At 52.0% G+C, this 20,314-nt stretch carries 18 protein-coding genes and 1 riboswitch; of the genes, 15 read left to right on the forward strand and 3 right to left on the reverse strand.

Annotation, left to right across the window (positions count from 1 at the left end; translation table 11 throughout):
- The first annotated feature begins 21 nt into the window (after nt 1–21).
- The 8 genes from metE (at nt 22) to yfaE (ending at nt 12,235) form a co-directional block, all read left to right on the forward strand.
- The gene (gene metE, locus ACIDF8_RS06645; RefSeq protein ID WP_412009835.1) at nt 22–2,319 is read left to right on the forward strand and encodes a 5-methyltetrahydropteroyltriglutamate--homocysteine S-methyltransferase; all 2,298 of its coding nucleotides are present in this window, start codon (nt 22–24) and stop codon (nt 2,317–2,319) included.
- 169 nt (nt 2,320–2,488) lie between these two features.
- The gene (locus tag ACIDF8_RS06650; RefSeq protein ID WP_412009836.1) at nt 2,489–2,998 is read left to right on the forward strand and encodes an RNA polymerase sigma factor; all 510 of its coding nucleotides are present in this window, start codon (nt 2,489–2,491) and stop codon (nt 2,996–2,998) included.
- Complete coding sequence (locus tag ACIDF8_RS06655; RefSeq protein WP_412009837.1) at nt 2,995–3,840, forward strand: FecR family protein; 846 nt, start codon at nt 2,995–2,997, stop codon at nt 3,838–3,840. Before ACIDF8_RS06650 ends, ACIDF8_RS06655 begins: the two co-directional genes overlap by 4 nt.
- 121 nt (nt 3,841–3,961) lie before the next feature.
- Nucleotides 3,962–6,358, forward strand: a complete 2,397-nt coding sequence (locus tag ACIDF8_RS06660) for a TonB-dependent siderophore receptor (RefSeq protein WP_412009838.1) — start codon at nt 3,962–3,964, stop codon at nt 6,356–6,358.
- 14 nt (nt 6,359–6,372) lie between these two features.
- Entirely contained in the window at nt 6,373–7,605 is a 1,233-nt protein-coding gene (locus ACIDF8_RS06665; RefSeq protein ID WP_412009839.1) for a PepSY-associated TM helix domain-containing protein, read from the forward strand.
- Between the two features lie 85 nt (nt 7,606–7,690).
- Nucleotides 7,691–7,912: riboswitch (cobalamin riboswitch) on the forward strand.
- 176 nt (nt 7,913–8,088) lie between these two features.
- Nucleotides 8,089–10,368 (forward strand): class 1a ribonucleoside-diphosphate reductase subunit alpha, encoded by a 2,280-nt coding sequence (gene nrdA, locus ACIDF8_RS06670; protein WP_412009840.1) that lies wholly within the window; start codon nt 8,089–8,091, stop codon nt 10,366–10,368.
- 199 nt (nt 10,369–10,567) lie between these two features.
- Nucleotides 10,568–11,701, forward strand: coding sequence for a class Ia ribonucleoside-diphosphate reductase subunit beta (gene nrdB / locus ACIDF8_RS06675; protein WP_412009841.1), 1,134 nt, complete (start codon nt 10,568–10,570; stop codon nt 11,699–11,701).
- Nucleotides 11,702–11,824: 123 nt separating this feature from the next.
- On the forward strand, nt 11,825–12,235 hold the full coding sequence (yfaE, locus tag ACIDF8_RS06680) for a class I ribonucleotide reductase maintenance protein YfaE (protein ID WP_194747197.1): 411 nt from the start codon (nt 11,825–11,827) through the stop codon (nt 12,233–12,235).
- Between the two features lie 113 nt (nt 12,236–12,348).
- Here yfaE and ACIDF8_RS06685 read toward each other — a convergent pair whose 3' ends face one another.
- Entirely contained in the window at nt 12,349–12,576 is a 228-nt protein-coding gene (locus ACIDF8_RS06685; protein WP_228518658.1) for a hypothetical protein, read from the reverse strand.
- Nucleotides 12,577–12,878: 302 nt separating this feature from the next.
- On the opposite strand from ACIDF8_RS06685, the gene ACIDF8_RS06690 reads away from it, so the two are divergent.
- From ACIDF8_RS06690 to ACIDF8_RS06720, 7 genes are all read left to right on the forward strand, one after another.
- A complete protein-coding gene (locus ACIDF8_RS06690) occupies nt 12,879–13,052 on the forward strand; it encodes a hypothetical protein (protein ID WP_412009842.1) in 174 nt (57 codons plus the stop codon).
- On the forward strand, nt 13,045–13,332 hold the full coding sequence (locus ACIDF8_RS06695; RefSeq protein ID WP_313983741.1) for a helix-turn-helix domain-containing protein: 288 nt from the start codon (nt 13,045–13,047) through the stop codon (nt 13,330–13,332). The genes ACIDF8_RS06690 and ACIDF8_RS06695 overlap by 8 nt, the downstream gene beginning before the upstream one ends.
- Before the next feature lie 197 nt (nt 13,333–13,529).
- The gene (locus ACIDF8_RS06700; RefSeq protein ID WP_194747195.1) at nt 13,530–13,772 is read left to right on the forward strand and encodes a type II toxin-antitoxin system Phd/YefM family antitoxin; all 243 of its coding nucleotides are present in this window, start codon (nt 13,530–13,532) and stop codon (nt 13,770–13,772) included.
- A gap of 1 nt (nt 13,773) precedes the next feature.
- The gene (locus tag ACIDF8_RS06705; protein WP_412009843.1) at nt 13,774–14,160 is read left to right on the forward strand and encodes a type II toxin-antitoxin system VapC family toxin; all 387 of its coding nucleotides are present in this window, start codon (nt 13,774–13,776) and stop codon (nt 14,158–14,160) included.
- A gap of 255 nt (nt 14,161–14,415) precedes the next feature.
- The gene (locus tag ACIDF8_RS06710) at nt 14,416–16,320 is read left to right on the forward strand and encodes a M48 family metallopeptidase (protein WP_412009844.1); all 1,905 of its coding nucleotides are present in this window, start codon (nt 14,416–14,418) and stop codon (nt 16,318–16,320) included.
- Between the two features lie 236 nt (nt 16,321–16,556).
- Nucleotides 16,557–16,841, forward strand: a complete 285-nt coding sequence (gene hxsA2 / locus ACIDF8_RS06715; RefSeq protein ID WP_412009845.1) for a His-Xaa-Ser repeat protein HxsA2 — start codon at nt 16,557–16,559, stop codon at nt 16,839–16,841.
- Nucleotides 16,842–17,309: a hypothetical protein gene (locus ACIDF8_RS06720; protein ID WP_412009846.1), complete on the forward strand. Its 468-nt coding sequence runs from the start codon at nt 16,842–16,844 to the stop codon at nt 17,307–17,309.
- Between the two features lie 55 nt (nt 17,310–17,364).
- Here the strand turns inward: ACIDF8_RS06720 and ACIDF8_RS06725 are convergent, their stop codons facing one another.
- Nucleotides 17,365–17,538, reverse strand: a complete 174-nt coding sequence (locus tag ACIDF8_RS06725) for a hypothetical protein (RefSeq protein ID WP_412009847.1) — start codon at nt 17,536–17,538, stop codon at nt 17,365–17,367.
- Between the two features lie 38 nt (nt 17,539–17,576).
- A complete protein-coding gene (locus ACIDF8_RS06730; protein WP_412009848.1) occupies nt 17,577–20,162 on the reverse strand; it encodes an EAL domain-containing protein in 2,586 nt (861 codons plus the stop codon).
- Between the last annotated feature and the right edge of the window lie 152 nt (nt 20,163–20,314).

Consider the following 20,314-nt stretch of genomic DNA (forward strand, 5'->3'; position numbering starts at 1 on the left):
TGATTTGTTAAGGAACCCATCATGATCACGACCCACAACCTCGGTTTTCCGCGCATAGGCGCACAGCGCGAGCTCAAGTTTGCGCTGGAGTCTTACTGGAAAGGCCAGTCTTCGTTAGCCACCCTCAAGCAGGTGGGCAAAGACTTGCGCCAGCAGCACTGGCAATTGCAATCAGCGCTGGATTTAGTCCCGGTGGGTGATTTTGCCTTTTATGACCAAGTGCTGGATATGAGCTTTACGCTGGGCAACTTGCCTGCACGGGTGCAGGATTTTCATGGCGATGCGCTGGATAACTATTTCCGTGTCGCGCGTGGACAGTCAGCGCAGTCCGCTGAGGCGCATGCGCAGTGTTGCGGCGGCGTGGCCGCCGGCGAGATGACTAAATGGTTTGATACCAACTACCACTACATTGTGCCGGAATTCACGGCCGACACAAGGTTCAAACTCGATGCGACGCGGTTGCTTGAGCAATTGGCCGAAGCCCACGCACAGGGCGTGCAAGCTAAGCCAGTCATCATCGGCCCGGTGACTTATCTGGCCATAGGCAAGGCCAAAGATGACTCTGACCGGCTGGCACTGTTGCCGCAATTGCTCAATGTGTATGCCGAATTGCTGGAAACCATGGCGCAGCAGGGTGTGCAATGGGTGCAGGTGGACGAACCGTTGCTGGTCACTGAGCTGAGCGCGGAATGGCAGCATGCGTTTAACCTGGCTTATCATCAACTCAAGAGTAGCCGGGTCAAGCTGCTGCTGGCGACCTATTTTGGCCCGCTGGCGGATAACCAATACCTGGCGGCCAACCTGCCGGTGGCTGGCTTGCATATAGACGCCATCAATGCCCGGCATGAAGTTGTGCCTTTGCTGGCGATGTTGCCCGCGCACAAGGTGCTGTCGCTGGGTGTGATTAATGGCCGCAATATCTGGAAAACCGATTTGAATGCTACGCTGGATTGGCTGACGCCCATTGCTGAGCGCCTGGGAGAACGCTTATGGCTGGCGCCTTCCTGTTCGTTATTGCATGTCCCGGTGGATATCGACAGCGAGCTTAAGCTGGATAGCGAAATCAAGTCATGGCTGGCGTTTGCCAAACAAAAACTTGATGAGCTGCAGGTGCTGGCCACGGCGATCAATCATGGCCGGGAGGCGGTGAAGGTCGCCTTGGCTGTGAATCAGGTGGCGATTGAGGCACGCCGCCTGTCAAAGCGCGTACACAATCCCGCCGTGCAGGCGGCGTTGGCAACATTGACGCCACAACTGGGGCAGCGCCAGAGTGTTTATCCTCAACGTGCCGCCAAACAGGCTGCCTTGTTCAACCTGCCAAAATTTCCGACCACCACCATCGGCTCGTTTCCGCAGACGGCAGAAATCCGCCAGGCGCGCCGCCAGTTCAAGGCGGGCGAGTTAGACCACGCCGCTTACCAGGCTATGATGCAAGCCGAAATTGCGCGCAGCGTGCGTGAACAGGAGGCATTGGGCTTGGATGTGCTGGTGCATGGCGAGGCAGAGCGCAACGACATGGTGGAGTATTTTGGCGAACAACTGGAAGGCTATGCCTTTAGCCAGTTTGGCTGGGTGCAGTCCTACGGTTCGCGTTGCGTCAAACCGCCTATCCTGTTTGGCGATATCAGCCGCCCGCAAGCGATGACGGTGGAATGGATTGAATATGCACAATCGCTGACCAACAAGCCGATGAAAGGGATGCTGACTGGACCGGTGACCATTCTGAACTGGTCGTTTGTGCGCGATGACCAGCCGCGCGAAGTGTCATGCTACCAGTTGGCGCTGGCCATACGCCAGGAGGTGCTGGACCTGGAAAAAGCCGGTATCCGCATCATCCAGATTGACGAGGCGGCCTTGCGTGAGGGCTTGCCACTGCGGAAGTCGGACTGGAAAAAGTATCTGCAATGGGCGGTGGCGTCGTTCCGTATTACGGCGAACGGGGTCGCAGATGAAACGCAAATCCACACCCATATGTGTTACTCGGAATTCAATGACATTATTGCCGAGATTGCCGACATGGATGCCGACGTGATCACCATAGAAACCTCGCGCTCGGACATGGAGCTGCTGGAGGCGTTTGACGACTTTAACTACCCGAATGAAATCGGGCCTGGGGTTTACGATATCCATTCGCCGAATATTCCAGAGCCTGACCGGATGGTGGCCTTAATGCAAAAAGCGGCGGCGCGCATTCCGGCCGAACGCTTGTGGGTCAACCCGGATTGTGGCTTGAAAACCCGCCAATGGTCAGAAGTGATTCCGGCCTTACGCAACATGGTCTCTGCCGCGCAGCAATTACGGGCGCAGGCTGCATTTTAACCAGCGTACTCAATTCGCTGACACATTCACTTCCAGGGCCCGCATGCAGGGCCCTTTTTTATCATGTGAATAGGAGATTAAGAATTATCTTTTAATTGATAATGATTTTCATTTGTATTTTTTGCGGGCAGCGGCTAAGATATGGTTTTTATTCTTTCTCCGTTGTGCAGTGCAGCTCCATTCCGAACACTCCAAACTCGTGGTTGCCTTGGTCTATCACTATGATGAATTGGTCAGCTATGTCAGGCGCCGATTTGGCGACCAGCATTTCGCCAGGGATGTAGTGCATGATGTTTGCCTGGAAATTATGGAGCGGCCACCACAACTGGCGGTGCAGACGCCCATGGCGTTTTTGCGCCAGCTGTCGCGGCACCGGGCGATAGACCGTTACCGGCAATACCAGACGCAACAAACCCACCTCAATCAACTCCAGCAGACGGCAGCGCAATCACATCACGTAGATGGCGAGCGGGTGCTGCATTTTGTGCAACGCCTGGAAGCCTTGAAGCGCATTATAGAAGCGCTGCCCGCGCGGCAACGGCAGGTATTTTTGCTGCACCGCCTGCATGACATGCCGCAACAGGAGATTGCCGATGCGCTAGGGATTTCGCGCAATATGGTGACGCAACATTTTAACAAGGCCATGGCGGCTATCCAGCGCCAGTGGGAGGGCGTATGAAGCCACTGGATAAAAACTTGCCTGCATCCGGCAAACCGGCTGGTCAGCAAGATGCCTTATCCCCCTATGCTGAAGCGCTGCGCGCGCATTTCCCATCCCGCGAGGCCTTGTTGCAAGAGGCCATCCAGCAAACGCAGCGGCGACGCTTTAAGCAGGCCCTGGCAAGCAGTGCGTGCTGCCTGCTAGCCGCGGTCGTCTGGTACGACCCGGTGTGGTCTACGCAGCCCATGCAAACCGCTATTGGCCAGTCTGCCAGCTTCCAGTTGCAAGACGGCAGTACCGTCAGCCTGAATACCAATACCTTGTTAATTGCTGAACAGCATTTACGTTCGCGACAGTTCAGATTGGTTCAAGGCGAGGCATTGTTTAGCGTCAAACATGCCTGGCAGCCCTTTACCGTGGCTGCTAATCAGGTGATGGTCCGCGATATCGGCACGGTGTTTAACATCCGCAATACCGCCCAGGGGGCCACCGTCACGGTGATCGAAGGCAGTGTGGATGTGATCACTGCGCAGGAACAGCGGCGGCTCACCCAACACTTGTCAGTGACCACCACGGGGGCGGCTATCGCTGAAACGACAACTGCTAATGCCGAAACCGTCACCGCCTGGCAGCAAGGGCGGTTAATCTTTGATGGGCAGCCCCTCAGTGAGGTGGTTGCCGAGTTGCAGCGCTATCACGCCGGGCCGATCATTATCGCCGATGCGCGTGCCGCGCAATACCGCTTGTCTGGGGAATACGACATCCACGGCATTGATGCATTGCTGGCAGCGTTGCCCGAGATATTGCCCGTGCGTGTTGAAAAGCGGGCAGAAGCGACAATCGTGATCAGGCAGCGTTAATGCTTAGGCTTAAATGGCTGGCAAGTGATGACGGTGCAAAAAAATTTTCAACAAGACATCAACATTGGCAAAGGCTGGCACGACATACCCATGTCATTCATATTTATTCAATGGGAAGAAGATGTCATTTACTCGCAACTCCGCCTTGCTTGCCGCCTTGCTGTCCAGCCTGACTGTGCAGGCTGTTGAGCTTGATATGCCGGCACAACCGTTAGACAAAGCGCTTAAAGCCCTGGCCCACCAGACCGGCGAAAGCATTATTTTTTCAACCGAGCTGACTGAGCACAAACAAGCGCCTGCGCTGAAAGGCGATTTGAGCGTACGGCAGGCGCTGGAAAAACTGCTGGCAGGCAGTGGACTGGTGTTAAAGACCACCGCCTCTGGCTATACGCTGACTAAAGCCGCGCCAGTGGTGCCACATACGCATAGCGAACCGCAAGAAATGCCTGAAGTCAGCGTGTCTGGGCAAACCGCGCAAGAACCCGCCAATGGCCCAGTCAAAGGCTATGTCGCCAAGCGTAGCGTGACGGCGACCAAAACCGATACCGCCCTGATCGAAACGCCGCAATCGCTGTCTGTGGTGACGCGTGACCAGATGAACGCACAGGGCGTGCAGTCGGTAGGGGATGCCTTGCGCTATACCGCTGGTGTGCAGTCCGAAGCAAACGGGCCAGACCCGCGCGCTGACAATATCGGCATCCGTGGCTTTAGCCTGGGCCGGGACCAGTTCCGCGATGGCTTGCGTAATTACGCATTTAATAATCAGGGCGGTACGGTGGTTGAAGCTTACGGCCTTGAGCGCATTGATTTATTGCGCGGCCCTTCCTCCATTGTGTATGGCCAGGGCGCGCCGGGGGGGCTGGTTAACCTGGTCAGCAAACGGCCCACGGATCAACCGCTGCATGAGCTGGGGTTGACCTTGGGCCAGTATGACCGGCAACAGCTGCGTGGCGATGTCAGCCAATGGCTGGATGATGAGGGCGTGTGGTCTTACCGCCTGGTGGGCTTGGTGCAAAAAAGCGATACGCAGATCGACCGTGTCACTGACGACCGCGTCTATCTGGCGCCTTCATTGACCTGGCGGCCTTCGGACGCGACCCAGCTGACCTTGCTGACCGATTACCAGAAAAATGACCGTGGACAGGGCTACCAGGCATTGCCGCGGGTTGGCACGCTGGTTAGCAGCCCGTTTGGCAAAATTTCCACCAGCCGGTATGTGGGTGAGCCAGGTCTGGATAAATACCTGCAAGAGCGGTATTCGGTGGGCTACCAGTTTGAACATGCGTTTAATGAGCATTTGACCCTGCGCCAAAACCTGCGCTACCAGCAACTGCGCACTGATGCCATTTCAACCTATTTGGTGAGCTTGCGCGCAGACCAGCGCAGCATTAACCGGGCAGCGATGGGCACCGATGAAAATGTCGACAATGTGGTGGTGGATACGCATCTGCAAGGTCACTGGACGCATGGCATGTTCGAGCATACGGTGCTGGCGGGGATAGATAACCAGCGTCTGGATAACCATGTGCTGCGTACATCAGGGACGGCGAGTCCGCTGGATTTGTATACGCCGGTATATGGCGTGACGCCGGTGAATCTGGTGCTGTCAGCCAATTTGAAGCAACAGCAACGCCAAACCGGGATTTACTTGCAGGACCAAGTAAAAATTGACCGCCAATGGGTGGCGACTCTCGGGGTTCGTCAGGACCACACGCGAATGCAAACAAATAATGTGCTGAGCCCAGCAGCTTCCTCGTCGCAACGCGATCAGGCAGAAACCTGGCGCGGTGGCCTGGTTTACCTGGCAGAGAATGGCCTGGCACCTTATGCTAGTTATACGGAATCCTTTTTACCCGTGATCGGCACCATGTTTGATGGCAAGGCCTTCGCCCCTGAAACCGGCAAACAATATGAACTGGGCATCCGCTACCAGCCGAAAGACAGTCAGACGCTATTAAGTGCCGTTGTATTTGATTTGTGCCGCCAGAATGTGACCACGACTGACCTGCAGCATCCTTTGTTTAATCTGCAGAATGGAGAGGTGCGTACCCGCGGGCTGGAGCTTGAGGCCAAAACCCAGTGGGACGCCTGGTCGCTGATTGGCAGTTATACTTATATGCTGCCTGAAATCACGCGCAGCAATAATAGCTTGCAGGGGGTGCCGTTCCAAGGCAAAGACCCTAACCATGTACCGCACCATACCGCCGCATTATGGACCGATTACCGCTTGCCTGGGCAATGGCTGCCCGGCGTGGTGGTCGGCGGCGGTGTGCGTTACACCGGTAGCCGTTTCGGTAACGATGCAAACACCTTCAAGCTGCCGTCTTATACCCTGGTAGACTTGGCGGTCCGTTATGATTTATCCCAGCTGGGCACAGGCTGGAAAGGCTGGCAATTTGCACTCAATGCCAGTAATTTGTTTGATAAGGAGTATGTGGCCAATTGTGCATACAGTGGCGACGGTTGCAAATGGGGCTACCGCCGTAATGTCATGGCCAATTTAAATTTCCAATGGTAACGAGAAACGCACTTGTGGTTTGGCATCGCTGGGTAGGCCTGGCGATGGCCGCTTTTTTGGTCATTGCTGGCTTCACCGGCGCCATCATCACTTTTCAGGATGAGCTGGATGCGTGGTTGAATCCGCACCTGTTTCAACCGGCATGGCAAGCGGGCCAGCCCATGCTGGACCCGTATCAGCTGCAAGTGCGGGCGCAGCAACAGGCCCCGGCCAATACCCGCGTCGATGAGTTGCAATTCAAATTGCCGCAAAACGCGCAGGCTGCCCACCATGGCGAGGCGGTCCAATTCCGCCTGACGCCGGTCGACCCGCAAGCCAGTCTCCATGCTGACCAGCTCTTTATCGACCCGCAATCCGGGCAGGTGCTCGGCTCGCGTTTATCTACGGCAGGGCCGTTCCAGCGCGAGACGCTGTTGCCATTTTTGTACAAACTGCATTATTCGCTGGCCTTGCCCGGTGTCAGCGGCCGCCTCATCATGGGCATTGTCGCCGTGCTGTGGACGCTGGATACCATTGTGGCGTTTTTCCTCACCTTGCCCCGGCGGCAGCCACAATCCAAAAGCAGTTACTGGCAACGCTGGAAACCGGCCTGGCTGGTCAAATGGCAAGCCTCAGGCACCCGTATCAACTTTGACCTGCACCGTGCGGTTGGGCTCTGGCTATGCAGCGTATTGCTGATCTTCGCCTGGTCCAGTGTCATGTTCAACTTGCGCGAGCAAGTTTATTTGCCGGTCATGACCAAGCTGATGCCATTTGATCTGTCCTGGCGCAGCATCCCCAAATTGCCACAACCGCTGACCAGCCTGCCCATGCCCTGGCCGCAAGCTCACCAGTTGGCGCAGCAAGCCATGCAAGGCTTTGCACAAAGCCATCACCTGCAGATTGATTACGAAGACCGTTTGCGTCTGGACCGCGAGCGCGGCGTGTACCAGTATTTTGTGCATAGCTCGGCCGATTTGCGGCAAGACCGTGGCAATACCGCCATTGCCATTGATGCCTATACCGGTGAAATCAAAGGCCACTGGCTGCCCACCCAGGACCAGTCAGGCAATACTTTCAGCAATTGGATAGGGGCCTTGCACATGGCACAAGTGTTTGGCTTGCCTTACCGTATATTTGTCTGTGTGACTGGCCTCTCGTTGGTGATGATTACCGTCACGGGCGTGCTGATCTGGAGTAGAAAGCGCCAATCGAGCAAGGTGGTAAAAACCCTGCAACGCAAAAAATGGCACCGTTCAGGTGCCTGAAAAAATATATTCTGGTAAAACAATCACTTAGTTATGGATAACAATATATTGTGTTTTTGTGTGTTGAAAATGCGTATATATTGATTTATAGTCTCGTCCATACGGTATACGGGCACTCATCAGTGCCTGTCTTTAAAAGGGAATCTGGTGCGTGATGGTGTCTTCCATGATCAAGCCAGAGCTGCCCCCGCAACTGTAATCAGCGAGTTGTTTGCTGCTTTGCTCGCCACTGAAGCGATTCGGGAAGGCCAAGGCAAACAATCATGACCTGAGAGCCAGGAGACCTGCCGTGATTTTTTCTTGTTAACGTTTGAGGCGGGGTGTCCTCGGCAGATGCAATGAGTCTTGTACTGATTGCATGTCTGGTCTTTGAACGGGTGCAGGTTTTTTCTTGAATAGCTCGGCAACGGGCACGCTTTTGCCAGAAAAAATGCGCCCGCAGCCAGTGCCGTGTCCGTTCCGCCGCCAGCACTGGGAGCCACCATGACACAATACGAATCCATGCAAGCCACGAAACGTGATGGCCGCAAGGAACCGATTAACCTCGACAAGATTCATCGGGTCATTGATTGGGCCGCACAAGGCCTTAACAATGTCTCCGTGTCTCAGGTGGAGCTCCGTTCACATATCCAGTTTTATGATGGCATCCGCACGGATGATATCCATGAGACCATCATCAAGTCCGCCGCTGACTTGATCTCGGAAGAAACCCCGGATTACCAGTACCTGGCTGCACGCCTGAATATTTTTCACCTGCGCAAAATTGCCTATGGCCAGTTTGAGCCGCCGCATTTGTTTGACCACGTCACCAATCTGGTCGAACTCGGCAAATACGACAAACATTTGCTGAGCGATTACAGCCGTGACGAGTTTGATACGCTGAATGGGTATATCGACCACTGGCGTGACCTGAACTTCTCTTATGCCGCCGTGAAGCAGCTTGAGGGTAAATATTTGGTGCAAAACCGCGTCACCAAAAAAATCTACGAGAGCCCGCAGTTCCTGTACATCCTGGTGGCGATGAGCCTGTTTGCCAATTACAAAGGGCAGGCCAGACTGGACCTGATCAAGCGCTTCTACGATGCTGTCTCCACCTTCAAGATCTCCTTGCCTACACCGATTATGTCGGGCGTGCGTACGCCTACGCGCCAGTTCAGTTCTTGCGTGCTGATTGAGTGTGACGACAGCCTCGATAGTATCAATGCCACCTCCAGCGCCATTGTGAAATACGTCTCGCAACGCGCCGGTATCGGCGTCAATGCCGGCCGCATCCGCGCGCTGGGCAGTGAAATCCGTGGTGGCGAAGCGCAACATACTGGCTGCCTGCCGTTCTACAAACTGTTCCAGTCTGCCGTGAAATCCTGTTCACAGGGCGGTGTGCGGGGTGGGGCGGCGACCTTGTTCTACCCACTGTGGCACCTCGAAGTCGAGTCACTGCTGGTGTTGAAAAACAACCGTGGCGTGGAAGAAAACCGTGTGCGCCACCTGGACTACGGCGTGCAGATCAACCGCCTGATGTACCAGCGCCTGATCAAAGGCGAGCAGATCACCTTGTTCTCGCCGCATGATGTGCCCGGCCTGTATGACGCCTTCTTTGCCGACCAGGATACGTTTGAGCGCCTGTACACCCAATACGAAGCCGATGACAGCATCCGCAAGCGCAGCTTGCCAGCTGTCGATTTATTTTCACTCATGATGCAAGAGCGCGCCGGTACCGGGCGTATCTACATCCAGAACGTCGACCACTGCAACACGCACAGCCCGTTCGACCCATCGGTGGCACCGGTACGCCAGTCCAACCTGTGTATGGAAATCGCGCTGCCGACCCATCCATTGAACGACATCAATGATGAAGAAGGCGAAATCGCGCTGTGTACTTTGTCCGCGTTTAACCTTGGCGCGCTGGAATCGCTGGACGAGCTTGAAGGCCTGGCTGACCTGGTGGTTCGCGCCCTGGATGCCTTGCTCGAGTATCAGGATTACCCGGTCAAAGCAGCCCTCAACGCCACCAACAAGCGCCGTTCATTGGGCGTGGGCGTCATCAACTACGCTTATTACTTAGCCAAAAATGGCACCAGCTATACTGACGATGCTGCGCTGGGACTGACCCACCGCACGTTTGAAGCGATTCAATACTATTTACTCAAAGCTTCCGTACAGCTGTCACGCGAGTTTGGTGCCTGTGGTGCGTTTAACGAGACCACTTATGCCAAAGGCATTTTGCCGATTGATACCTACAAAAAAGACCTCGACGCCGTGTGCAGCGAGCCACTGCATCTGGATTGGGAAAGTCTGCGTCAAGAAATTCAAAAAGATGGCCTGCGTAACTCAACACTGACCGCCTTGATGCCATCAGAAACCTCCAGCCAGATCGCCAACGCCACCAACGGCATTGAGCCACCGCGTGGCCTGGTTTCGGTCAAACAGTCCAAAGACGGCATCCTGCGCCAAGTGGTGCCTGAGATTGAACGCCTGCGTAACCAATACCAATTGTTGTGGCGCATCCCCAGCAATGACGGTTACCTCAAGCTGGTGGGTATTATGCAGAAGTTTGTGGACCAATCGATTTCCGCCAACACCAACTACGACCCTGCGCGTTTTGAAGGTGGCCGCGTGCCGATGAAACAACTGCTCAAAGACCTGCTGCAAGCCTACAAACTCGGCGTTAAAACGCTGTACTACCACAACACCCGCGATGGAGCGACTGAGGGGGGTACGGAAGCAGAGGATGATGGGTGTGCGAGCGGAGCATGTAAGATTTAAGAAGTAAAAACGCATACGCGCGTGCCTATGCGTTTGGGGTAAATGAACAAAAGAAATAGCAATAAGTGAGCGAGCGGGATGAAGTACAAGGCGCACGGAACGCACGAACCGAGACAGTACAAATAGTACGGCGAGGTTAGGAGTACCGCGTAACGCAGTAATTCGCCCGCGCAGCCACTTATCACTCAAGGAACACAAGATGGCCTACAGCATCTTCACCAAAACCGACAACGACCAGTTAAAAGAACCCATGTTCTTCGGCCAGCCCGTCAATGTGGCGCGCTACGACCAGCAGAAATATCCTGTCTTCGAGAAGCTGATCGAGAAGCAGCTTTCCTTCTTCTGGCGTCCAGAAGAAGTCGATGTCTCGCAGGACCGTGCTGACTACCAGGGTTTGCCAGAGCACGAGAAACATATTTTTATCAGCAACCTCAAATACCAGACCTTGCTCGACTCGATCCAGGGCCGTAGCCCTAACGTCGCTTTGCTGCCGCTGGTGTCACTGCCTGAGCTGGAAACCTGGATTGAGACCTGGGCGTTTTCCGAGACCATACACTCGCGTTCATACACCCACATCATCCGCAATATCGTTAATGATCCCTCGGTGATGTTTGATGACATCGTGCGCAATGAAAACATCACTGCACGCGCCTCGGATATCGCCCATTATTACGATGAGCTGATCCAGCAAACCATGCTGTACTCGCAGCTGGGCGAGGGTAATCATGTCATCAATGGCGAGACTAAAGTGGTCAACAAGCGCGCGCTCAAAAAGCTGCTGTACCGCTGCCTGATGAACGTGAATATTCTCGAAGCGATCCGTTTTTACGTCAGCTTTGCCTGTTCGTTTGCTTTTGCCGAGCGCAAGGTGATGGAAGGCAACGCCAAGATCATCCGCCTGATTGCGCGTGACGAAGCGCTACACCTCACCGGCACCCAGCATATGCTTAACATCATGCGCTCCGGCCAGGATGACGCCGAATTTGCCGAGATTGCTGCAGAACTGCACGACGAATGCTTTGAGATGTTTAAAGCTGCCGCCGAGCAAGAAAAACAGTGGGCAGAATACCTGTTTAAAGATGGCTCCATGATCGGCCTGAACAAAGATATTTTGTGTCAATACGTGGAATACATCACCAACAGCCGTATGGGCTCGGTTGGGTTGCCACCTGCGTTCCCCAACGCCAAAAACAACCCGATTCCATGGATCAACACCTGGCTGGCGTCCGACACTGTGCAGGTCGCCCCACAAGAAGTAGAATTAAGTTCTTATCTGATTGGTCAGATTGATTCGGAAGTATCGGCTGACGATCTCAACGACTTTGAGTTGTAATATAAATGGCTGCGCGGGCAAATGGCGGTGTGACGCGGATTTGCCCTCTGGGCGCCTTGCACTTTATCCCGCTCGCTCATTTATTGATTGTTTCGCTATTTGTTTTAATAAGTCATTTTTAACGTGATCAGCATACGCAGCCAACATACCCGCTTTAGCCTGATCCCGCATGAAACCTTGCTGGAAGGGCTGGAGCGCACCGGGCACGAGGTCGAGTACCAATGCCGCGGGGGCTATTGTGGTGCCTGCCGCGTGCGCCTGCTCGATGGTGAGGTCGAATATCTGGAGCAACCGCTCGCTTTTATTGCCAGCGACGAAATCCTGCCCTGTTGCTGTGTCCCCAAATCCGATATCCGTCTCGATTGTGAGCTGCGGCCAGAGCTGCAAGTGTTCCAGGCACAAGAAGAGCTGTTCCCAGCCCAAGGCTCACTGTTTGATGATGACTTGCCCACGCTGGATAGCCGCGTAAAAAAGCTGGCCAGAAGACGTATCCCCAGGCCGGTTTCTACTGCCAGCAACTTGTCCTTGTTTTAAGTTTCAGGGCTTACCGTTTTAAATGACATCAATAATAAAAAAGGCGCGAATCTTTATCGCGCCTTTTTTATAGTTTGCCTGAAATCGCTTCTGATGGGGAATCAGCTCATGCACTAGCCCGCTGCACGTGGGGCCGGTCGCACCCATTGCATTTTGAGGTTGGGCGCACGTGTATCTAAGTCCGCGACCAGCTTGCAACTCAAAATTTCGCAGCGCCAATACATCTGGCGAATTTTCTCATCGGCTTCGGCGCGGGATTTGCCGTACACCTGTAGATTTTCTACCAACACCCCATTGGCGCTACGTATGGAGTACAAATATTTTCCAGATCTTTTAGCCATAATCGAATTTACCCACCCCGGGAACAATGCGTTGTAAAACATCGTAATTCTTTTAGTTATAAACACCATAACAGAGTTTTTTGCTGATGTATACACCGCTAAGCGGTAGATAAGTGATTCAATTCAATACTTTAAGGGGCTATTTGCATAAAACACCTAAAATTTAGTGCCTAAGTTGAACTTTTTAGCTCCAAGATTGGACGCATATCTCAATAGGCAATGCTATATATTCACAATGGCTAACAAATTGGTATCGCCTGTTTGTAGACGGCTTATTTTTATACCATTTAAGGGTATAGTTGATGCTCGCTATTATTGAGACCAGTGTCATTATCAAGTATGCAGAAATGTATGTAGGGAAGAAGGGCGCGTTGAGTTTGCCAATTGGCTTGCTGATCGTGTATGCAAAAGCCAAGTTTGACAATCTCCCCAGTGACTTCTTGAGTGTTTTAAAACAGGAGTTCATCAATGACTAAAGTTGATCAAGAGATGGCGCAATTCAAGGCAGACTTGCTGACATCAGTCAAAGAGCTTAAAGCTGGCAAGGTCGCGCGTAGCACGCAGGTAGACGTTTCATTTGTGGTTTCAGCACGCAACCAGGTGGGGTTGTCGCAAAGCGAGTTTGCTCAATTGCTAGGGGTATCCGTTCGCACTTTGCAAGCCTGGGAGCAGGGGCGGATTAAACCTTCAGGTGCGGCGCAAACCTTGATGCGCATTGCGCATAAACATCCAGAAGTGCTGTTAGAGGTGCGTTGAGTTCGCCTAAACTATTTACGCAAACTCAAGTTGCTCGCTATAAAGAAGTTCAGTGAGTATCTGTTCACGTATTGTATGCTTAGCCACATGACGTCCCATAACAGCTCATAAAAAGCTGTGCTGGAGTCCGAAAGTCTTTACTCCAATCTCCCTTCTGTTTAAACTAAACTAACTAAACTTAGTTTAAGTTGGGCATCATGCAAATTATCAATATTCACGAGGCAAAAACACAACTCTCTAAACTGGTGGATCAGGCTGTCAATGGGGAGTCTTTCATTATTGCCAAAGCGGGTAAGCCGCTGGTAAAAGTCACCCGGCTAGAGGCGACTGAGCCGCCCGCAATTAAGCGTATTGGCTTTATGCAAGGTCAAATTCAGGTGCCCGCCGATTTTGACGAGATGGGCAAAGCCGAAATTTCAACCCTGTTTGGCCTCGAGTAAGATGAAGCTGTTACTCGATACCCATATTTTGCTTTGGGCAGCGGCGGGGGCTGAGCAGCTGCCAAGCAAAGCAAAAGCCCTCATTGAAGATACAGGCAATCAACTCTACTTCAGCAGCGCCAGTCTGTGGGAAATTTCCATCAAGAACACCCTGGGCCGGGCGGATTTTAAAGTGGACTTGGCCGTATTGCGGCGTAACTTGCTGGAGAACGGTTTTGAGGAGATCGCGATCAATAGCAGCCATGCCATGAGCGTCGCCACCTTGCCAGAGGTGCATAAAGACCCCTTTGATCGCATGTTGCTTGCGCAGACGCAGGTCGAAGGGGTGACGTTAATGACGGCAGATCGCCAGCTCGGCGGCTACCCGGTCGCTTTAATCATGGTGTAGCGACCTATTGTTAGGCTGCACTCAGCAGCGTGATATCCATCTGCTGAGTGCAAGGCTGATGCTGTTCTGGCCTGCATTAAAAAATCCTTTTAAAAAATAGCTCATCATTTACAATCATTAAAAAATAGCGCGCCAGACTGTTTGATCCACCGTGATTAAACGCATACAACAAAACTTGGCGTGCAACGATTTCCTCATCGTCATTCGGTCATGACAGGCCGGATGTTAGCTTTGGTGTAAAGGGGTTGGTAGCGCATGCGTGAAACATCTTTAGAGAACCTGATTACGCGGTCCGAAAGGCTGGCCGAGCAAAATTACAGTACTTATTTTGTCCGCGTCATCCTCGTGAGCCTGCTCGGCTTTTTGATTCTGGGATTTGCCATCTTGATGGCCTTGATCCCGTTGGCCTTACTCATCGGCTTGGTCGCGCTGACCTTTGTTGCTGGTGGTGCAGTGCTACTCATCCTGCTCAAGCTGGGCAAATTGCTCATTTTGATGATCTTGCCCGCCTTCTTGATGCTTAAAGCCTCTTTCAAAGTCTTGTTCAGCCGTTTTGATAAGCCAGTGGGCACCGAGCTCACGCCCGCCCAAGCGCCTGCGCTGTGGCAAAAAATCAAGTCACTCGAAACTGCGCTCGCAGGCCCCAAAATCAGCCATGTGTTGCTCACTCACGATATCAATGCGGCGATTATTCAATATCCGCGCTTTGGCCTGTTTGGCTGGGAAACCAATTACCTGATGCTGGGCCTGCCGCTGTTGCAAGGCCTCACCGAAGGCGAGGCGATGGCAGTGATCGCGCATGAGTATGGGCACCTGTCTGGCGACCATAGCCGTTGGTCCGGCTTTATTTACCGCTTGCGCTCCACCTGGGCGCGCCTGCACGACATGGCCAGTGGCTGGCGTGACTGGGGCTCGCGCTATGTAGCCAAAATGTTTGGCTGGTATGCGCCTTATTTCAATGCCTACAGCTTTGTATTGGCGCGCAAAAATGAGTATCAGGCCGACCATGTCTCGGTCAAAATCGCCGGGGTAGAAAACACCGCCAGCGCCTTGTTACGCGTGCACGTGCTCTACCAGCTTGAAAAAGAATGCCTGCATGCGCACATCCAGCAACGCGTTGCTACTGAGCCCACGCCCATGCAAGACAAAAGCGCCGTTTGGCAATCTATCGTCAACCAAACGCTAGAACCAGACACCCTGAATCGTTACATAGACCTCGCCTACACCTACGAGACCAACCATCTCGACACGCATCCCGCCATCAAAGATCGCCTGAAAGCCATAGGTGTGGAACTTGAGACCCTGAAAACCCTGCCACGCGCAGACAACAGCACCTCCGCCGCCGATGCCTGGCTTGGCGCCGAGCTGCCACACTTCACCCACAAGCTTGATCAAGAATGGCAGTCCAGCATCGAACAAAACTGGAGCGCACGCCATCAGGATATCCAGGCGCAAACCGCCATCTTGAATGAACTGCTCGCCAAAGAAACGCTGAGTGCCGACGAGCAATGGCAAGTCATTGCCATTAAAGAAGACCTGACGCCAGACGAACCGCAACGCGCCGCCATTGAAGCCTTTGTGCAGCAACACCCTGAGCATTTGCAAGGCCGCTATAGAGTCGGGGTGTACAAACTCCTCGACGATGATGAAACCGGCATTGACGATTTAGAGTACGTCATGGCGCAAGACGAATCCGCCATCCTCGCCGCCTGCGAGCAAGCCTACCATTACTACGCTGCCAAAAACCCGTCCCGTGCCGATGAATACCTGCAACGCTACCAAGCCCGCGCCAACAAGTTGCAAGCCATCCACCAGGAGCTCTCCACCTTAACCCCAGCCGCTACGCTGGCACAACACGACCTCGATGATGCCACCGTGCAACAAATCCGGGCCGTCATCGCCAGCGACGCCAAAGATATTAAAAGGGTCTATTTACTCAAGCGCGTGTTAGATGCCGACAACACCAAGGGCGACTATTTGCTCGCTTTTGAAATGCCCACTTTTTCACTCACCGACCCCTCGAAAAAAGTCATCGAGCGCTTGGTCAGCAAAGAATTTCCCATCCATTTGTTTATTGTTTCGCTCAAGTCTGGCGCGTTTAAGCCATTTAGGAAAAGAATTAAAAAACTGGGTGTGGAGCCGGTTTATGAGAAGCGGTAGTTTGGGTGAGTTTTGATATCCAGCGCTACCCAAACTTCCGATTTATTGATCAAAAGCGTCATTGATTAGTTTAAATAATCTGTTGGTCAATAATGTTGATAGTTATTTTTCACGTTAATTTTTAAATTCATAAATTTACAATATTTTAATTCTTGTTGAGTTCGTCGCTGTGGACGTTTATGTGGCGTACATGCTAAATTTTTTAAAAATATTATTAATTAACGTGGGAGGCTAATATGAATAAAAGAAAATATCTTTTGCCTTTGGCTGTATTGGCGAACGCATTAACCGCAACTCAAGCGCACGCAAACTCCATCGATAGCGTTTCAATTGATAATCAGGAAAAGTCTAAGTTACTTGAAATTGAGACCGCAGAAATCAATAAGTTCGACTTTAGTGATAAGAGCGCATTGAAGTTTATTCTTAAACCTAATAGTGACGGTATTTTTTACGCTGATCACTACTCTCATTCGTCGCATAGCTCACATTCCTCGCATCGTTCACACTCATCTGGTTATTAAGTGAGTAAGACTACAACAACGCTCACATTTGATGAGCGTGTTTATTCTGTTGAAACAATACAGAAAGCGGCATATCGATTTATCAATAAACTTTCGGTTGATTTTGAGTTAAATGATAAATCGATACTTTGCCGTATTACCTTTGATGGGGATCTCTCAGAACTACACCTCAAAAAAGTAGAGGCAGATTTTAAGAAGGAAGTTCTTGATCAGCACTTACGTCAAAATTATTTCTCACCTTTTGGGGATAAGAATAAAAAGTTACTCATTAGGAAAGAGTTTATAGGAGCAGACTCTACAAGTTTGATTGGAACATATGGGGTAAACGAAGAAAATGCTACTGACTTTAGTTTCACTTTTAAATATCAACCAAAGCGTGCCGTGTATTTTCTTGCAACAGTCACTGGGCCATACGTGAATATAAAAGAAGGGCGCTGGGGTTTTGTATGTGATGTCGGGGCAAATTAGACGGCATTAGCAAATGCAAGAATAATCTGGTCTTTTGCCAAAACCTTAAGTAAATTCATTCTTCAATCACATCGCCTTTAATCGGCGCTTGACCACCTGATCTATTCATAATCACATCTAACTTTTCATAGTCTGCCTGTTGTTGCCGCGCGCTAAAAATCTCGGCGGGTTTTTTAGCGTCTTTGACTGATTTTGAGAAAGATGGCGGGGTGGTCGATGTATTTTTCATTCAAAGTCCTTCGCTATTTTCATTGATTACTTTCTGAATTAGGCCGTCATGCCTATTTGAGCAAGTATCCCAGGTATGTTTTCTGCGGCGACCGGGCGGCTAAACAGATATCCCTGTATTTCGTCGCAATGACTGTCGTTGAGAAAAGCCAGTTGCTGCTCAGTCTCTACCCCTTCTGCAATCACCGTGAGTTGCAAAATGTGCCCAAGTTGGATGATCGCACGGACAATTTCAGCACTGTCCTGGTCTTTGTGAAGGTCACGGATGAAGGATTTATCAATCTTGAGTTTGTCGACGGACAGGCGTTTAAGATAAGACAGGCTGGAATAGCCGGTACCAAAGTCATCAATGGCTAGTTTGACCCCGATGTGTTTTAGCGTGTGCAGGGTGCTGATGACGGATTCTGTGTCCTGGATCAGGATAGATTCTGTCAGTTCGAGCTCCAGGCATTGCGGGGGCAGGCCGAAATCATGCAGTGCAGCGCTGATGGTTTCTACAATATTGCCATGCCGGAACTGGTGTGAGGATAAGTTGACCGCCACCACCAGTTGGGTTTGCCCTCGCTGGTGCCATGCGGCCAGTTGCCGGCAGGCTTCCCGCAACACCCACTGACCCATTTGGATAATCAGCCCGCTTTGTTCTGCGATAGGTATGAACTCGCTTGGCGGGAGCATCTGCCCATCTGCATTTTGCCAGCGGATTAAGGCTTCAATGCCACTGATGCGGCCATCAGATAGGCGTATTTGTGGCTGGTAGTGCAGTAAAAACTCATTATTTTTAAGTGCAGTGTGCAGGTCTGTTTGAATACGCATGCGCTTTTGCGCGTCGGCATTCATCTGGGTGACAAAAAAGCGGTAGGTATTGCGGCCACAATCTTTTGCCAGATACAAGGCGGCATCGGCGTTTTTGCGTAGGGTTTCAAAGTCTTTGCCATCGTGCGGATAGAGGCTGATGCCTATGCTGAAAGACGCATGCAGGGTATTACCGCTGACCTCAAACGGCTCTTGCATGGCGTTAAGAATTTGCTGTGCGGTTTGAGTCACGATATCGGGCGCTTGGGCATTGTTAATAAGCAGCACAAATTCGTCACCGCCCTCGCGGCTGAGCATACAACCCTCAGACAGCATACGTTCGAGGCGCCTGACCACCTCTTTTAGCAGCGCATCGCCTATGGCATGACCAAAGCTGTCGTTGATCTCTTTGAAGTTGTCCATATCAAGAAACAGCATGGCGAGGCCGTATTCGCGCTTGTTGGCTTGATGGATAAACTGTTCAAAACGTTTGCGCAGTAACAGGCGGTTAGGGAGGCCGGTCAGTGGGTCATGGTGGGCCAGATATTCCAGTTTTGTTTCTGCGTCCCGATGTTCGGCACGGATACGCAGGGACTGAATGCCAAACGCCAGGTCATTGGCGAGTTCATCGAGCAGGGTGACTTCTTCAGCAGAAAATGCATAGGTGCGGGAGGCGTAGATCGTGATCACGCCTATGGTCTGTTTTGCCACTTTGAGTGGCAAGGCGATGCATGAAAGCAGGCCTTCCAGGCTGGCGAGGTCGCCCAAATTATTCAAACGGGCTGCATTGGGGTAGTCCTGAATAATCTCTACACGCTCGGATTGAAAGGCTTTTACGGCCAGGCTGATTTCCGGGGTTTGCTGCTCAAGCGCCATCGTTTTCGCCAGCGTTTGGCCGGCCATTGCGGCAATACGCAAGGGTTGGTAGCTGCCATAGTTGGGATAACCCACCCAGGCCAGCGGATAGCCCCCAGAGTCAATCACCAACTGGCAAATGTCGTTGAGCAGGTGCTGTTCATTTTCTGCATGAATGAGCATCTGGTTACCGCTACTCAACAAACGCAGTGAGCGATTGAGTGTCAGCATTGCTTTTTCGGACTGCTTTTGTTGGGTGATATCACGCAAGATGCAAAGCACCCCCGATACCTCGCCGATGGCATCTTTTTCCTGGACAAGACGGAGCTCTATGACGCGGTCATGCGGCCAGTGGCTCTCAATGGTGCAAGCGGTTTCTTGCTCTAGAGTTTGCAAAATCGCGTGGTGAATTTTTTTGCGTTCTGCTGGCGTGGCAATCAGATCAGATTCAAGCAGGGTCTTACCCAGCAGCGTGGATTCCTCTATGCCAAACAATGCTGTGAAAGAAGGGCTGACGTAGCTGTATCTGGCATGCTGGTCAAAGCGGGTAATATGGTCGGGATGGTTTTCAATCAGCGCGCGTAAACGTTTTTCACTTAACTTGAGTGCCGTGATGTCATGGGCAATCGCAAGGGCGCCCACCACGTTGTTATCACTATCCAGCTCGGGGACGGCATGAATTCTGAGCACCTTGGTATGGACATTCGGACCATCAGGCAGCCGGTCTAGAAAAAAATCAAACTCGATATCCGTGCCTGTTTCTATGACGCCGCGGATTTTTTCTTGGTAGTGTTGTAAAGCGACGGAGGAGGGTCTGAGCGAGCTGGGTGTTTTGCCTTGAAGATCTTTAGCAGGTTCACCAATCAGTTTTATTGCGGCTGGATTGAGATAAGTGCGCTTGCAATCTCTATCATAATGGATGACAGGTTCATGCAGATAATCTGTCAGCATGATGAATTTTCTGTCATCAGCAGCCATGGTCGTAACCCCTGAAAAATGTAGTTTTATTCGTTAAAGAATAGCACACAAACTTAATTGTTTTGACTTCACTTTACGAGACGCGAGTGCTGACCGTTTTACGGGTCTGCACACTTGCTTCAAGCATCTGGACTCAGTGTTTCAACGGCGGG

The sequence above is a fragment of the Methylophilus sp. 3sh_L genome (assembly GCF_046766015.1).
Lineage (GTDB): Bacteria > Pseudomonadota > Gammaproteobacteria > Burkholderiales > Methylophilaceae > Methylophilus.

Excerpts from the sequence above, each read along its gene's own strand:
- ACIDF8_RS06695 (WP_313983741.1), top strand. The coding sequence starts at position 13,045 with ATGACTAAAGTTGATCAAGAGATGGCGCAATTCAAGGCAGACTTGCTG.
- ACIDF8_RS06705 (WP_412009843.1), top strand. The coding sequence starts at position 13,774 with ATGAAGCTGTTACTCGATACCCATATTTTGCTTTGGGCAGCGGCGGGG.
- ACIDF8_RS06660 (WP_412009838.1), top strand. The coding sequence starts at position 3,962 with ATGTCATTTACTCGCAACTCCGCCTTGCTTGCCGCCTTGCTGTCCAGC.
- ACIDF8_RS06655 (WP_412009837.1), top strand. The coding sequence starts at position 2,995 with ATGAAGCCACTGGATAAAAACTTGCCTGCATCCGGCAAACCGGCTGGT.
- metE (WP_412009835.1), top strand. The coding sequence starts at position 22 with ATGATCACGACCCACAACCTCGGTTTTCCGCGCATAGGCGCACAGCGC.
- nrdA (WP_412009840.1), top strand. The coding sequence starts at position 8,089 with ATGACACAATACGAATCCATGCAAGCCACGAAACGTGATGGCCGCAAG.
- hxsA2 (WP_412009845.1), top strand. The coding sequence starts at position 16,557 with ATGAATAAAAGAAAATATCTTTTGCCTTTGGCTGTATTGGCGAACGCA.
- ACIDF8_RS06725 (WP_412009847.1), bottom strand. The coding sequence starts at position 17,538 with ATGAAAAATACATCGACCACCCCGCCATCTTTCTCAAAATCAGTCAAA.
- ACIDF8_RS06700 (WP_194747195.1), top strand. The coding sequence starts at position 13,530 with ATGCAAATTATCAATATTCACGAGGCAAAAACACAACTCTCTAAACTG.
- ACIDF8_RS06690 (WP_412009842.1), top strand. The coding sequence starts at position 12,879 with ATGCTCGCTATTATTGAGACCAGTGTCATTATCAAGTATGCAGAAATG.
- ACIDF8_RS06685 (WP_228518658.1), bottom strand. The coding sequence starts at position 12,576 with ATGGCTAAAAGATCTGGAAAATATTTGTACTCCATACGTAGCGCCAAT.
- ACIDF8_RS06710 (WP_412009844.1), top strand. The coding sequence starts at position 14,416 with ATGCGTGAAACATCTTTAGAGAACCTGATTACGCGGTCCGAAAGGCTG.
- nrdB (WP_412009841.1), top strand. The coding sequence starts at position 10,568 with ATGGCCTACAGCATCTTCACCAAAACCGACAACGACCAGTTAAAAGAA.
- ACIDF8_RS06730 (WP_412009848.1), bottom strand. The coding sequence starts at position 20,162 with ATGGCTGCTGATGACAGAAAATTCATCATGCTGACAGATTATCTGCAT.